The sequence below is a fragment of the Aquirufa sp. HETE-40SA genome (assembly GCF_054558635.1).
In genome coordinates this window covers 578,326-593,424 of sequence record NZ_JBPXKN010000001.1, presented here as the reverse complement: position 1 = coordinate 593,424, position 15,099 = coordinate 578,326, and the positions used below count along the sequence as shown (strand labels likewise).

Annotated in this window: 14 protein-coding genes; 10 read left to right on the top strand and 4 right to left on the bottom strand. The window is 41.2% G+C overall.

What is annotated here, in order from left to right; genetic code table 11:
* The first annotated feature begins 16 nt into the window (after positions 1 to 16).
* From ACRZ9O_RS02705 to chrA, 3 genes are read left to right on the top strand one after another with little or no spacing between them, the layout of a single operon-like run.
* Entirely contained in the window at positions 17 to 691 is a 675-nt protein-coding gene (locus tag ACRZ9O_RS02705; protein WP_459456111.1) for a superoxide dismutase, read from the top strand.
* A gap of 1 nt (position 692) precedes the next feature.
* Positions 693 to 1,661 carry an isopenicillin N synthase family dioxygenase gene (locus ACRZ9O_RS02700; RefSeq protein ID WP_459456109.1) on the top strand — a complete coding sequence of 323 codons (969 nt, stop codon included), beginning with the start codon at positions 693 to 695 and terminating at the stop codon, positions 1,659 to 1,661.
* Positions 1,662 to 2,831 carry a chromate efflux transporter gene (chrA, locus tag ACRZ9O_RS02695; RefSeq protein WP_459456107.1) on the top strand — a complete coding sequence of 390 codons (1,170 nt, stop codon included), beginning with the start codon at positions 1,662 to 1,664 and terminating at the stop codon, positions 2,829 to 2,831.
* Between the two features lie 5 nt (positions 2,832 to 2,836).
* On the opposite strand, the gene rfbA is transcribed toward chrA, so the two are convergent.
* Genes rfbA through galE form a run of 3 tightly spaced genes read right to left on the bottom strand, consistent with a single transcriptional unit; the run spans position 2,837 to position 5,769 of the window.
* Complete coding sequence (rfbA, locus tag ACRZ9O_RS02690) at positions 2,837 to 3,697, bottom strand: glucose-1-phosphate thymidylyltransferase RfbA (RefSeq protein ID WP_459457030.1); 861 nt, start codon at positions 3,695 to 3,697, stop codon at positions 2,837 to 2,839.
* A gap of 1 nt (position 3,698) precedes the next feature.
* A complete protein-coding gene (gene rfbB / locus ACRZ9O_RS02685; protein WP_130923821.1) occupies positions 3,699 to 4,754 on the bottom strand; it encodes a dTDP-glucose 4,6-dehydratase in 1,056 nt (351 codons plus the stop codon).
* A gap of 1 nt (position 4,755) precedes the next feature.
* On the bottom strand, positions 4,756 to 5,769 hold the full coding sequence (gene galE / locus ACRZ9O_RS02680; RefSeq protein WP_459456105.1) for a UDP-glucose 4-epimerase GalE: 1,014 nt from the start codon (positions 5,767 to 5,769) through the stop codon (positions 4,756 to 4,758).
* Positions 5,770 to 5,850: 81 nt separating this feature from the next.
* On the opposite strand from galE, the gene ACRZ9O_RS02675 reads away from it, so the two are divergent.
* Complete coding sequence (locus ACRZ9O_RS02675) at positions 5,851 to 6,684, top strand: transglutaminase-like domain-containing protein (protein WP_459456103.1); 834 nt, start codon at positions 5,851 to 5,853, stop codon at positions 6,682 to 6,684.
* On the opposite strand, the gene ACRZ9O_RS02670 is transcribed toward ACRZ9O_RS02675, so the two are convergent.
* A complete protein-coding gene (locus ACRZ9O_RS02670; RefSeq protein WP_459456101.1) occupies positions 6,676 to 7,275 on the bottom strand; it encodes a 4'-phosphopantetheinyl transferase family protein in 600 nt (199 codons plus the stop codon). The genes ACRZ9O_RS02675 and ACRZ9O_RS02670 overlap by 9 nt on opposite strands.
* A 58-nt stretch (positions 7,276 to 7,333) precedes the next feature.
* Here ACRZ9O_RS02670 and ACRZ9O_RS02665 point away from each other — a divergent pair, with 58 nt between their 5' ends.
* The 6 genes from ACRZ9O_RS02665 to ACRZ9O_RS02640 all read left to right on the top strand — a co-directional run bounded on the left by ACRZ9O_RS02665 (position 7,334) and on the right by ACRZ9O_RS02640 (position 14,874).
* On the top strand, positions 7,334 to 8,218 hold the full coding sequence (locus ACRZ9O_RS02665; RefSeq protein WP_459456099.1) for a WD40 repeat domain-containing protein: 885 nt from the start codon (positions 7,334 to 7,336) through the stop codon (positions 8,216 to 8,218).
* 44 nt (positions 8,219 to 8,262) lie between these two features.
* Complete coding sequence (locus ACRZ9O_RS02660) at positions 8,263 to 9,237, top strand: DivIVA domain-containing protein (RefSeq protein ID WP_459456097.1); 975 nt, start codon at positions 8,263 to 8,265, stop codon at positions 9,235 to 9,237.
* A gap of 3 nt (positions 9,238 to 9,240) precedes the next feature.
* Positions 9,241 to 9,597 (top strand): dihydroneopterin aldolase, encoded by a 357-nt coding sequence (folB, locus tag ACRZ9O_RS02655; protein ID WP_459456095.1) that lies wholly within the window; start codon positions 9,241 to 9,243, stop codon positions 9,595 to 9,597.
* 48 nt (positions 9,598 to 9,645) lie between these two features.
* A complete protein-coding gene (locus ACRZ9O_RS02650; protein ID WP_459456093.1) occupies positions 9,646 to 10,668 on the top strand; it encodes a LacI family DNA-binding transcriptional regulator in 1,023 nt (340 codons plus the stop codon).
* A gap of 114 nt (positions 10,669 to 10,782) precedes the next feature.
* Positions 10,783 to 13,377 carry a DNA gyrase subunit A gene (gyrA, locus tag ACRZ9O_RS02645; protein ID WP_459456091.1) on the top strand — a complete coding sequence of 865 codons (2,595 nt, stop codon included), beginning with the start codon at positions 10,783 to 10,785 and terminating at the stop codon, positions 13,375 to 13,377.
* A gap of 51 nt (positions 13,378 to 13,428) precedes the next feature.
* Positions 13,429 to 14,874: a tetratricopeptide repeat protein gene (locus tag ACRZ9O_RS02640; protein WP_459456089.1), complete on the top strand. Its 1,446-nt coding sequence runs from the start codon at positions 13,429 to 13,431 to the stop codon at positions 14,872 to 14,874.
* Positions 14,875 to 15,099 lie beyond the last annotated feature (225 nt).

Sequence of the window (15,099 nt, the reverse complement as noted above, 5' to 3'; positions counted from 1 at the left end):
TATAAATTTAAACATAATGAAACGTGCCGAATTCCTTCAAAAATCACTAGTCCTTGCGGGCGCTAGCGTGGTTTTGCCCTCTTTTTCTGCTCCATTAGCTGATTCTTTTAGTTTACCAGCCTTGTCTTATGCTTTTGATGCCTTAGAGCCTCATATCGATCGCTTAACGATGGAAATTCACCACGATCGCCACCACAAGGCCTATGTAGATAATTTAAACAAGGCTTTGCCGGCTGCGACTAAATCGCTTGAAGAGATTTTAGCCACCGTTTCCACTCAGCCTGTTGCCGTGCGTAACAATGGGGGAGGACACTGGAATCATAGTTTTTTCTGGAATGTATTAGGACCTGCCAAAGGCTCTAAACCATCTGCCGCTTTAGCGAAGCAAATAGAGGCTGATTTCGGCTCTTTTGATGCATTCAAGGCTGAATTTACGAAGGCGGCAACGTCTCGTTTTGGTTCAGGTTGGGCTTGGTTGATCAAGAAAGACGGGAAATTGATGATTTCTTCGACGCCTAATCAAGACAATCCTTTGATGGATGTGGCTGAATTGAAAGGACAACCCATTTTAGCTTTAGACGTGTGGGAACACGCGTATTATTTAAAATACATGAACAAGCGCGCGGATTACATCGCAGCGTTCTGGAACCTAGTTAACTGGGACTTTGTATCAACAAACTTTAGTAAATAAGATGTTATTAGATGAAATTCCTTCGCTGGATTTAGCGGATTTCCTTTCTGGGGACACGAATCGCAAGGCGAAATTTGTACAAGATTTAGGGTCTGCCTTCAACACGATTGGTTTTGTGGCGATTAAGGGTCACGAATTATCGAATGACTTTACCAAGAAGCTTTATTCAAATGTAGAGCAGTTCTTTCAATCGCCAGATTCGCTAAAGCAAACCTATGAAATTGAAGGAATTGCAGGCCAACGCGGATATATCGGAAAGCGAAAAGAAACGGCTAAAGGCTTCAAAGTGCCTGATTTAAAGGAGTTTTACCACGTGGGTCAACCCCACAAAGAGGATGGAGATTCGGTTTGGTCTGAATACCCGGCGAACGTTTTTCCAGTGGAATATCCTGATTTCGAAAAGAACACGGTGGAAGCTTATCAAACCTTAGAGAAGGCTGGTAAAGCTTTGTTACAAGCAATTGCGCTCTATTTAGAGCTTCCGGAAGACTATTTTGAATCCCGGGTGAAAAACGGTAATTCCATCCTACGTGCGATTCACTATTTCCCTATTTTAGATCCAGATTCTCTACCTGAAGGAGCGGTGAGAGCGGCGGCACACGGCGATATTAACTTGATTACTTTATTGATGGGCGCTTCTGCGGAAGGCTTAGAAGTATTGCGTATGGATGGAAAATGGATTCCCATTACCGCATTACCGGATCAGGTAGTGGTGAATGTGGGTGATATGTTAGATCGTTTGACGAATCATAAATTGAAATCAACGATCCACCGGGTGGTGAATCCACCGCGTGAGAAAATGGGAACATCTCGTTATTCGATCCCGTTCTTTATGCATCCGCGTTCTGAAATGGATTTGACTTGTTTATCTTCTTGCGTTTCGACGGAGTATCCGAAAATCTATACAGATATGACAGCTGGGGCGTTTTTGAATGAGCGATTGATTGAATTAGGACTTAAAAAGGCATAGATGAGGCGGCTAAAACACCTGGATTTCCTGTGGGATGTCTTGCTTTTAGCCTGCACCTCTTTTGGTGGACCTCAAGTGCATTTTGCCCTCTTTTTAGATCGATTAGTAAAGAAAAGAGACTATTTGACGGAAGAAGAATTGTTTGAAATTCAAGCACTTTGTTCCGTATTACCAGGCCCTACTTCTACTCAGATGATCACTGCGATTGGTTTGAAGCGGGGTGGGGCTTATTTGGCTTATTTAACTTTACTTTGTTGGATTACGCCAGCGGTCTTAATTATGACCTTAGCGGCGTATGGAATGACTTTTTTACGCAACCATTCCATTCTTCATTACGTTCTTCCAGTGGGTATTGGTTTGATTTTGCAGGCAGGATGGTATATGGCCAAAAAGGTCATTACTGGCCCCATGTATGTCATTATTTTACTCGTGACCTTGTTTTTAGGGATCGCTTTTCATAGTCCTTACATATTTCCCTTGGTGTTAGTATTAGGGGGTGTCGTTTCTTCTTTTAATTACAAGGATTTCCCTCGACAAACCAAACACAAATTCGTTATCCCTTGGGCAAATTTCCATTTGTATTGGGGATTTCTAGTTTTTTTAGCCGTCTTAGGTCATTTCACAGAATATTTTCCTATCCGACTTTTTGAGAATTTTTACCGGAATGGATCCCTTGTTTTTGGGGGTGGGCACATATTGGCACCTGTTCTTTATACGGAATTTGTCGAGTTTAAGCAGTTAATCAGTTCGGAGGCTTTTTTGACGGGAATGGCTCTTTCTCAGACGCTTCCTGGACCTGTATTTGCTTTTACGTCATATTTGGGGGTTTTGTTGATGAAGGACTATGGTCTGCTAGGTGAATTGGCGGGTTCGCTCATCGGTGCGCTGGGAATCTTTTTGCCTGGGACCTTTTTGATCTTCTTTGTGTTCAGAATTTGGGGACAATTGAAGCAATATCGCTTCATTCGAGCTTCTCTAGCGGGTATTCAGGCGGCATCTGTGGGATTAACCTTAGTGGCAGTATTTACTTTCACTCGTCCTATGGTGGTGGAAGCGCAGGTTATTTCCTTGGGCATTGTAGCGGCTGCATTTGTTCTAGCAGAGAAAACAAAAATTCCCGCCATCTTGCTGTTTGGATTAGCGTTGATAGCGGGAATTCTAGGTATATAAGCCGATTAGGCGATTAAATTCAATAGGTATTGTCCGTAACCACTTTTCACGAGTGGCTCAGCGATTTTCTTCAATTGTGCTTTGTCGATGTACCCCATTCGATAGGCTACTTCTTCGATACAACCTACTTTCATGCCTTGGCGCTCTTCGATCACTTGAACGAATTGACCCGCTTGCATTAAAGAAGCAAAAGTACCCGTATCTAACCAAGCCGTTCCGCGGTTCAAAATACCCACCGAAAGACGTCCTTGCTTTAAATATTCCTTGTTTACATCCGTGATTTCGTATTCTCCACGAGGTGATGGGGCGATTTTTTTGGCAATTTCCACCACATCATTATCGTAGAAATATAAGCCTGGTACGGCATAATTCGACTTAGGTTTCGCTGGTTTCTCTTCGATTGAGATCACTTTATTGTCTGCATCGAATTCCACCACGCCATAACGTTCCGGATCGTTCACCGAATAAGCGTAAACTACACCACCTGAAGGATCATTGTTCGCTTGCAATAACTTACTCAAGCCAGATCCGTAGAAAATATTATCGCCTAAAACTAAGGCTACCTTATCTTTTCCGATGAATTTCTCGCCAATCACAAATGCCTGTGCTAGACCATTCGGTTCCGGTTGAACGGCATATTCGAAACGACAACCGATTTGAGATCCATCACCTAATAACTTCTCAAAATGGGGCAAATCGTGCGGCGTGGAGATGATCAAAATCTCTTTAATGCCCGATAACATCAAGATAGACAAGGGGTAATAGATCATCGGCTTGTCATAAACCGGCATTAATTGCTTGCTAACCGCTAAAGTCAATGGGTGCAATCTCGTTCCGGATCCACCCGCTAAAATAATTCCTTTCATCTTATCTGCCTGCGTAGTTTTTTTCGTAATATTTTTGATAATCACCTGAAGTGACATCATTTAACCATTTTTCATTTTCTAAATACCAATTCACGGTTTTCTCTAAACCTTCTGCGAATTGCAAACTAGGCTCCCAACCTAATTCTTTCATAATCTTGTTCGCATCGATCGCATAGCGCAAATCGTGACCCGCACGATCCGTTACATACGTGATTAATTGAACCGATGTTCCTGCTGGACGACCTAATTTCTCGTCCATAATTTTGCATAATAAATGGACTAAATCAATATTCTTCCACTCATTAAAGCCACCAATGTTATAGGTTTCACCTATTTTCCCATCGTGGAATACCGTGTCAATCGCACGTGCGTGGTCAATCACAAAAAGCCAATCCCGCACATTTTCGCCCTTTCCGTACACCGGAAGAGGTTTGTGATGAATAATGTTGTGAATCATCAAGGGGATCAGCTTCTCTGGGAAGTGATTGGGCCCATAATTATTCGAACAATTTGTAATCACCGTAGGTAGACCATAGGTCTCATGATACGCTCTTACGAAGTGGTCTGAACTCGCTTTCGAAGCCGAATAAGGCGAACGAGGATCGTAAGATGTTGTTTCTAAGAAGAATTCCTTCGGATCGTGCAACTCACCATATACCTCATCAGTAGAGATGTGGTAGAAGCGCTTGCCCTCCATTTTGCCTGCCCAATGTTTCTTCGCTGCTTGTAATAAATTCACCGTTCCGATGACATTCGTTCTTACGAACGCCAAAGGATCCGTAATCGAGCGATCCACGTGTGATTCCGCTGCTAAGTGCAGAACGCCATCAAATTGATGCTCTGCAAAAAGGGCGTCAATATGTTCCGCATCCGTAATATCTGCTTTAATGAAGTGGTAATTAGGGGCAGATGCCACATCTTCGTTGTTCGCTAGGTTACCTGCATACGTCAAGGCATCCAAATTGTAGATCTGGTAATCTGGGTATTTGTTCACAAACAAACGAACCACGTGAGATCCAATAAATCCGGCACCGCCGGTGATAACTAATTTTTTCATCTTATTGATTGATTGCTTCTTGCCATTTCCAGGCGTCTTGCAAGGCTTTTTCTAAACTAAATTGTGTTTTCCAACCTAAAATCTGGTTCGATTTATCAGTTGAGGCATAAACCGCCGTAATATCTCCCGCTCTGCGGTCTCTGATTTCATACGGAACTTTCTTGCCGGTCGCCTTTTCGAAAGCGCTGATAACTTCCATGACAGAGCTCCCTTGGCCAGTTCCAATGTTAAAGAAATCATAATTCTTGGTTGATTTCCCCTCGATTAAGTGGGCCAAAGCCTTCACGTGCGCTCCTGCTAAATCCACCACGTGAATGTAATCGCGAATCGCCGTTCCGTCTGGGGTAGGATAATCCGTTCCCCATACTTGCAATGGTCCGCGTAAACCGGCCACTGACTGCGTTAAGAAAGGAATCAAATTCGCTGGTGGACCGATCGGCAATTCGCCGATTAAGGCCGATTCGTGCGCCCCAATGGGGTTAAAGTAACGTAAAGCAATGGCTTTTAAAGCTGAAGACGCTGCTACTGTGTCGCGAATAATCTCCTCGCAAATCTGCTTAGAGTTACCATAAGGAGAAGTTGCGGGTTGTACTGGCGATTCTTCTGTGGCAGGTAGCGTTTCAGGTTGACCATAAACGGTACAAGAAGACGAAAACACTAAATTAGAAAGGCCGTATTGAGCCATTTTTTCTAATAAAAGTACCGTGGACGCTACATTGTTTCGGTAATATTTTAAGGGATTCTCCACGGATTCGCCTACCGCTTTAGAGGCCGCAAAATGGATAATTCCTTTGATATCGTATTTTGTGAACAATAAATCGTAGGTCTCCGGATGGTTGACATCGCCCTCTTCGAAAATCACCGGTTCTTTCGTGATGATTTCTAGGTTTTTAATGACCTTTTTCGAAGAATTAGAGAAGTTATCTACGATAATAGGGGTGTAACCGTGTTCTTTCAAAACCACATAGGTATGTGATCCAATGAATCCAGCTCCTCCCGTTATTAAAATTTGCATACGTAAATTGTAAGAATTAAGGACAAATTTAGGGGAAAATAGGCCAAATGTCTTTAATTTTGTCAAAAATATACGTTCTATATGACGGAAGCTGCCATTAAAGCCATGATTCATTTATTAGACGACTCTGATCAGGAGGTCGTTAGCATGGTGGAACAGCAAATCCGTACCTTGGGACCCTCCATCATTCCCGTGTTAGAATCGGAATGGGAGACCGAAAGTTTGAATCCCATTCTTCAAACCAAGATTGAAAACTTAATTCACGATTTTCAGTGGCAATCTGTGAAGACGCGTTTGCAGCTTTGGAAAGAAGCAGGTGGGATGGATTTATTAGAAGGGATGTGGATTTTAGCCACTTACCGCTATCCAGATTACAGTTTTGAGCAATTGAAAGTAGAAATGGATCAGTTGTATTACGAGGTTTGGCCACAGATGCGTGAAGAATTACACCCGATGGACCAGGTGAAGGTATTAAATACCGTATTGTTCGAGCAATTGAAGTTTGGGCCTAATTCGAAGAACTTCCACGCCGCAAATAACTCGTTCATTAACAATGTGTTGTCCTCCAAAAAAGGTAATCCCATTAGCCTTTGCGTCATCTATATGTGGATCGCCCAAAAATTAGGTTTACCTGTTTATGGCGTGAATTTGCCTAATCTCTTCGTGTTAACCTACAAGCAAAATGGCTTGCAGTTTTACATTAATGTGTTCAATAAAGGGCTGATTTTCAATAAGATAGATATTGATAATTACATTGCTCAATTGAATTTAACATCGAACGAAATTTATTACAATCCTTGCTCTAATTTGGAAATCATTCGCCGCGTGATTCGCAATTTGATGATGGCTTATGAAAAAGCAGGGGAGCAGGAATACAAAGATGAATTAACCGAGTTGATTGATCTATTAGATTAAGGCTACTGTCAGGCTAAATTCCGGAAATTCTTCCCAAAACACCTCGATATCTTCTGCTGAAGGAATTCGAGCATTGCTCGGATTGAGATCAAAATCGTATATCTCTATTTCTTTCTGAAATGAAAGGCCAGGTTTTCCGACTGCTTTATAGATGGATTCCTTCGCTGACCAGGCTAATGTCAACAAATTCGAAGTGTCCTTCCATTTCGCTAATTCTGCAGCACACAGAAAACGAGGAGCAATTTTTTCGATATTTCTACCCGGTTTCTCTAGATCAATTCCGATTCGGTTCTGGCGCGAGCAAGCAGCAGCAACGTATGGATAGGAGTGGGTGAGGCTAATGTGCCAGTCGGAATCCTCGAAAAATGGCCTGTTTCGGTCGTTTTGGACTAGATTTAGTTTATAGAATTCGGGTGACAGCTGATGTAAGCAAAACCTTGCTGCTAGTGATTCCAGTTTTTTGATTGGATTTTCGATGGCTGGCGTAGACCAAGATGCCGGAAAGGTTTCAAAAAAAGCGATGGGTTCTTCAATTTTCCAAACCAAGATTTGGAAATCATCTGCGCTAATTTTTGAAAATATTTGGGGCATAAATGGGAATAGTTGGACGTAAAATTATCATTTTTGTAGCTAAATCGATGGAAATAATTTGAGTACGCTACAAATCGAACGTATTGACACCTTCTCAGGACACCGTGGGCCGGTTTACGCGCTTGAAAATGGCGTGGATTCCCTCTTTTATTCTGCGGGATCTGATGGATGGGTAGTGCAATGGAATCTCGCAAAACCGGATCTGGGCAAGGTAATAGCCCAAATCGAAGGTTCCGTTTACGCGATGAAACTGGATGCAGCCGGAATCTTATGGATAGGCCATAATTACGAGGGAATCCAAGGAATCCAGGTAGCTGATCAGACTCAAGTATTCGCTATTCCGACGAAAGGTTTATCCATTTTTTCTATTGCTTTTGTAGGTTCTAATGCCTGGATTGGGCATAATGAGGGACTGATTACCTTGGTGGATCTCGCCACAAAATCGGTTGTTAAACACATCAAAGCAAGTGCATCAAGCGCGCGCTGTTTCTGCGTTTTAGCTGATGATCGAGTTGCGGTAGGTTATTCTGATGGATTTGTTCGAGTTTTTGATGCTGCTTTTCAATTAGTACATTCCTTTAAAGCGCACGAGTCTTCTGTTTTTTCTCTCCAAAGTAGGGGAGGGGATCTCTACAGCGTAGGCAAAGACGCGCGAATTAAACGTTGGAGTGCTGATTTTCAGCTTCTAACAGAGGTGATTGGGCATATTTATGCCATACACGATATACAATTTTCTCCAGATGGGAAATGGTTTGCGACGGCCAGTATGGATAAGACGGTGAAAATATGGGAGAGTGAGACTTTAACGTTGCGCAAAGTGCTAGATGCTTCCAGACACGGAGGACACAAAAATTCGGTTAATAAACTAATCTGGTGTTCATTCAATGATTTATTAGTTTCCGCATCCGACGACAAAAATCTATCTGTTTGGAAGATTCATTAAAAAAATTCCTATTTTAGCATTTGAATACCTAAAATCTATATCATTTGGAAGCTTCTTTTTCAAAATCATTTCGCGGTTATGATGTCTCAGAAGTAGACGCATATATTCAAAGTGTTCAGAACTTTGAGGCCGAAACACAGAACTCTTTGGCAAAGTTAAATCAGAAAACAGTTGAACTAGAAACTGAGGTGACTCGTTTAAGAGAAATTGAATCTAGTTTATTTAGAGCCTTGAAATTAGCAGAAGAAAGTCAACAAAACTTCGCTGCTAAAATGGAAAAGGAGGCGAAATCGATCTTAGATAAAGCGTCTAAAGAGGCTGAAGCCATTAAAAAGAAGTCTGAAACGGATGCCCAAAAGCAGGCGTTGTTAACTGAAAATGAGCGCAAACAAACCCTAGCGCTAGCTGGGCAAGAATTAAAAGAACAAGAGCGCCAATTACGTAATTTGCAAGAGGCTCAAAAAGAAATAGCCGAACAATTGAAGCAAATTTCAGAGCAAACTTTAGGGGCTATTTCCCAATGGAACTCTACCGAATTAGTGAAGCCAGTGGCCTCCATCAATACTTTTGCTACACCGGCGTCTAAAAGAGGTCGTAAACCTGGTGTGAAGAATAAGCCTAAGGTTAAGGCAAAAGTAGCTGCGAAAGTTAAAGTCGCGAAACCGAAAGTTTCCTCGAAACCGATAGCTACTTCAGCAAAACGCGGTCCTAAGCCTAAATTAAAAGTAACTACTACTGAGGCAGTGGTTAGTCCAGTGGTAAAGTCAGCTCAGCCTGAAGTAAAAACAGCTGCTAAACGAGGCCCTAAGCCTAAATCGGTGGTAAAAACATCGAAAAAAGTTAAGCCAGCAGTGAAAAAAATTACTAAATCAGCCACAAAACCAGCTGCTAAACGCGGTCCTAAGCCTAAAATTACGCTGGAAACCGTTTCGGATGATGGGTTGCCTACCTTAAACAAGGTGTTAGAAGCCTACGCGAAATCATCAGGTCCACGAGGTAAAGTAGGGGAGATCAACTAAAAAATGGCAAATTACCAAGTTTCTATAGATGATATACGGATTTTTGCCTTTCATGGATTGTATCCAGAGGAACGTATTTTAGGGAATTGGTATACCTTGGATGTTTTAGTGGAATCTGAATCACAGCCTAATTTCTCAGACGATATCGCGAATACGATTGATTATTCGAAGATTTACACCATTTGCAAACAAGTGATGGCTAAGCCAGTGGATTTATTAGAAACGGTGGCTGAAACGATTGCACAAAAAATCAGAGCTGAATTAAGCCAAGAAGTGGCTGTTATGGTTCAAATATCGAAGGAAAATCCCCCAATGGGAGTCTCTGCAGGCAGAAGTACAGTCGTTTATCGCCTCAATTGAATTTTGTAAAGATTAATTGTGTAATTTTGACGTAACTAACCTGAACTAATGCGTCACCAAGTTACCATCAAAGATATTGCCAAGCAGCTAGGAGTCTCAGTTGCTACCGTATCTAGGGCTTTACGTGATTTGCCTGATATCCATCCAGATACCAAGAAGTTAGTTTTAGATTTAGCTCAAGAGCTTGATTATCAGCCTAATGTACTCGCTACTAGTTTAGTTAAATCGAAGACCAAAACACTCGGTCTTATCGTTCCCGATCTAGGTTATTATTTCTTCTCTACGGTTGTTAAGGCGGTGGAAGATGCTGCCATCGCAGCAGGATATTCTCTTTTGATCGCTCAAACACAAGAGTCTTTTGAGCGTGAGTTAACGAATATTCAGAATTTGTCTCGTTCCCAAGTAGAGGGAATTATTATTTCCTTGTCGCGTGAAACCGTCAATTTTGAGCATTTGACTCGTTTACAACGCAGGGGTATTCCATTGGTCTTTTTTGACCGAGATAGTGAAGAAATTGATGCATCTAAAGTAATGGTGGATAATGAGCAATCTGCTTATGAGGCTGTGAAGCACTTAATTGAGAACGGATGTAAGCGCATTGCTTTTCTAGCCGGGCCTAAAAACGTTTCCGTAAGTAATCAGCGTAGAATGGGCTATTCACGCGCCCTACAAGAGGCAGGCATTGAATCAGATCCGAATCTAATAATACATAGTGATTACTTCCAAGATTCTGCTATTTCTAAGACGCATCAGCTTATGAAGGAAGCGAATCGCCCAGATGGAATTCTTGTGGTTTCAGATAGGCTTGCCATTGGTGTTTTAATAGCGCTTAGAGAATTGAATATTTCGGTTCCCGAAGAGGTTAAAATGGTTAGTTTTAATAACGAACCTATTTGCTCCTTAGTTTCACCTACGATATCATCTATATCACAGCCTTTAGAAGAAATAGGTAGATTATCTGTGGAATTATTGTTAGAACAGATCGAACACAAAACGGATAATCCGGTTCCAAGAGTCGAAGTTTTAAAGACAAAATTGATTGTACGGGAGTCTTCCGTTCACAAAAAATAAACCACATTTTTTAGTATCATTTTTTCTTGGAGAAATAGGCAAAATTTAAGATATTTGTTCTATTGAAAAATACTGCTTTTCGCCTTGTTTTTCTCTTGAATCAAAACATTATTTATGTCATTACAAAGCAATGTTATCCCTATCAACATCGAAGATGAAATGAGAGGGGCGTACATCGATTATTCGATGTCAGTTATTGTGTCTCGTGCGCTTCCAGATGTACGAGATGGCTTGAAACCAGTTCACAGAAGGGTATTATTCGGAATGGAGGAACTGGGGGTTAGTTACAACAAATCCTATAAGAAGTCTGCTCGTATTGTCGGGGAGGTACTTGGTAAGTATCACCCGCACGGTGATTCCTCTGTTTACGATACGATGGTGCGTATGGCCCAAGATTGGTCTTTACGCTATCCGTTAGTAGATGGTCAAGGAAACTTTGGTTCCGTCGATGGTGATTCTCCTGCAGCGATGCGTTATACAGAGGCTCGTTTAAAGCGTATTGCGGATGAGTTGCTTTCTGATTTGAACAAAGAAACGGTTGATTTCCAACCTAACTTTGATGATTCCCTTGAAGAGCCTACGGTTTTACCAGCTAAGATTCCTAATCTACTATTGAATGGTACTTCGGGTATCGCGGTAGGTATGGCGACGAATATGGCACCACACAACCTGAATGAGGTAGTGGATGGTATTTCAGCCTATATTGATAACCGAGATATCACGATTCTGGAATTGATGCAATACATCAAAGCACCAGATTTCCCTACGGGTGGAACTATTTATGGTGTACAAGGTATTCGCAATGCATTTGAGACGGGCAGAGGCCGTATCGTAGTTCGGGGTAATGCGACTTTTGATACCTCTAAAACGGGTAAAGAGCAGATTGTTGTTTCAGAGATTCCGTATATGGTTAACAAGGCGACATTAATCAAGCAATGTGCTGATTTAGTGAACGATAAGAAGATCGAGGGTATTTCAGAGATTCGGGATGAGTCTGACCGCCAAGGGATGCGTATCGTTTTCGATTTAAAGCGTGATGCGGTAGCGAATGTCGTGTTGAACAATTTGTACAAGCATACTGCTTTACAATCATCGTTCTCGGTGAATAACGTAGCCTTAGTAAAAGGTCGCCCTATGATGTTGAATCTGAAAGACTTGATTCACCACTTCGTAGAGCATAGAAATGAGATTATCGTACGTCGTACACAATACGATTTGCGTGAGGCGCGTAAGCGTGCACATATTTTGGAAGGCTTCATTATTGCGCTAGATAACCTAGATGCGGTAATTAAGTTAATCCGTGAGTCGAAAGATCCGAATTCGGCTCAAGAAGGCTTAATGTCTAAATTCAACTTATCAGAACTTCAATCGAAAGCTATCCTGGAGATGCGTTTACAACGCTTAACCGGTATGGAGCGGGAGAAGATCATGAATGAGTTCGCGGAGATTATGAAGTTGATCGAAGATTTGGAAGATATTTTGGCCAAACCAGAACGTCAATTACAGATCATCAAAGACGAATTAACGGATATTAAACAACGGTATGGCGATGAGCGTAGAACGCAAATCAACATGACGGATGAAGAGTTCTCAGTAGAAGATATGATTGCGGATGACGAAATGTTAATCACAGTTTCCGCACAAGGTTATATCAAACGTACTCCGATCACAGAATACCGTTCGCAATCTCGTGGCGGCGTCGGTTCTCGTGCTGTTGCAACGAAAGACGACGATTACACAGAGCATTTGTTCTCAGCAACGATGCATAACTGGTTATTGTTCTTCACAGAACGCGGTAAATGCTTCTGGTTACGTGTTTACGCGGTTCCAGAGGGGTCTAAGGTTTCCAAAGGTCGTCCTATCCAAAACTTGATGAATATCGAGAATGGTGATACCATTAGAGCCGTGATCAACGTGAAGTCGATTACAGATCCAGATTACATTGATAATAACTTCATTGTGATGTGTACGGAAGACGGTACGATCAAGAAAACGTCGTTAGAGGCTTATTCTCGTCCACGTCAAAATGGTATCATCGCCATCACCATCCGCGAAGGAGACCGTCTATTAGACGTTGCCTTAACGAATGGTAACAACCAAATCGTTATTGCTACTAACACAGGTCGTTCTGTTCGTTTTGAAGAGACACGCGTTCGTCCAATGGGTCGTTCAGCAGCTGGTGTGAAAGGTATTTGGATTGATGAGGAGATTCCAACCGAGAAAGTGATCGGAATGGTGTGTGTATCTGATCCAGAGGTACAACAATTGTTAGTGGTATCCGAGAAAGGATTTGGTAAGCGTTCAGAAGTTGAAGATTACCGTTTAACGAATCGTGGAGGTAAAGGAGTTAAAGCCCTGAATATCACGGAGAAAACGGGTAATTTAGTTGCTATCAAAGAGGTGAACGATAACAATGACTTGATGATTATTACCAAAGCGGGTATCTTAATCCGTACAAGCGTCGCAGAACTTCGCGTGATGGGACGAAATACACAAGGGGTTAAATTAATTCGCTTGAAAAATGAATCTGATGAGATTTCGTCTGTAACGAAGATCGAAAAAGAGCCTGAACCAGAGGAGGTAGAGGTTTTAGAAGGTGCTGAGTTAACAGAAGGAGTAGTTGATACAACAAATGCCGTAACTGAAGCTCCAGAAGGAGGGGAGGAGACCGCATCTGAAGCAGCCTCAGAAGAAGTAACTGAAGAATAATTTTATCTGCCCGTACGTGAGTACGGGCTTTTTTTTAATTAAACTAAACGTATGAAAAAACTACTTTTATCCCTATTAATGGTGGCATTGGCAATGAATACTTCATTTGGCCAAGCAGAAAAAATGGTACTTGATGCTCAAAAGAAAAGTATTAATGATGCAATTAAAAAAACTGACGAAGAGGTTAAAAAAACACCAACGAAGGCTAAATCTTGGTTATCTCGTTCGCAAGCTTATTTGGAACTAGCATTGTTCCCTGACTCATCATTTGCATTAACTAATCCTGAGGCAGCTTTCCAAGCTTTGGAATTTGCGAATGAGGCGATAAAATTAGATGTTAAAGAAGGAAAAAAAGGTTCGGTAGCAAAAGATGCAGAACTATTGTTGGCAGATAAGCGATTCTTAAATGCTTTTTTAAATCTAGGTGTATTTAAGTATCAGGGAAAAGATTTCCGCGGTTCCTTACGCTACATGTCTAAAGCTTCTGAATTAGCACCTAACGATACGCTTTCAGCCATGTATACAGGAGTAACAGCTCAATTATCTCAAGAAGATAAAATTGCCCAAGTTGCTTATGAGAAATATATGGCAATTGGTGGTAAAGATTTAGCCATCCTTTATGGTCTTTCACAAATCTATAAAAATAACAAGGAGGAGGAAAAAGCACTTAATTTAATTGAGAAAGCTCTTGCCATTTATCCTGCAAATAAGGATCTGAAAGGGGAGAAGTTTAATATGTTGATTGCTTTCAACCGAATTGATCAAGCAATTGCTGAACTTAAACAAACTACAACAAATGATGCTAAAGATGGCGTTTCTTGGTTAAACTTAGGTTTGTTGTATGAAAATAAGGTTGCAGGTTTAGGAGATGAGATTAGAAAACTTCAAGATAAATCATTTAAAGTTCAAGAGGTAGACCGTCGTTTAGCAGCTCAAAATGATCAAATTTCGGCTTTTCAAGATGAAGTAAAGCGTACCAAACTGAAACTTAAAACCGCAACCACTCCGAAAGCGAAAGCTTCTGTAAATAGCCAAGTGGCAAGTTTAGAGGCTAAAGTGAAGGAATTAACAGATGCATTAAAAGGTATTCAAGAGGAGAAATCAGCTGCAACTGCAGCAGCAGGAGATTTAGCAACAAATAAGGCTAAAGTCGATGAATTAATAACTAAAGTGAACGAAATTCGTTCAAATTTGCCTACTTATTATACAAAGGCTTTAGAGGTTGATCCTAACAACTATGATGCTTTGTATCAAATGGGTGCCTATTATTTCAATGATGCTCAAGAACTTAAGCGTCAGGTGAATGGTATGGATATGAATGAATATAAGAAAACTGGGAAGGATTTAGAGGCAAAATTAGCGGTTAAATACAACGAGGCTTTACCTTATTTCGAACGTGGATTCCAGGTTAAGAAAGACGAAGACTTAAAAGAAATCTTAAAACAGGTTTATCGTGAATTGAAAAACGAGGCTAAATTAGCTGAGTTAGAGAAGTAAGAATTAGTCGCTAGTCACTGGTCGCTAGTCACTAGTCACTGGTCGCTAGTCACTGGTCGATTGTCTTAGTAAAAAAAGGAAAGGGTTACTTAAAAATAGGTGGCCCTTTTCTTATGGTTTACAATCTATTTAACATAATATAAATTATATAACAAATATCAGTGGGCAGTTGTCAGTAGACAGTGGACATAAATAGTTGTCAGTTGTCTGTTGGCAGTATAAATA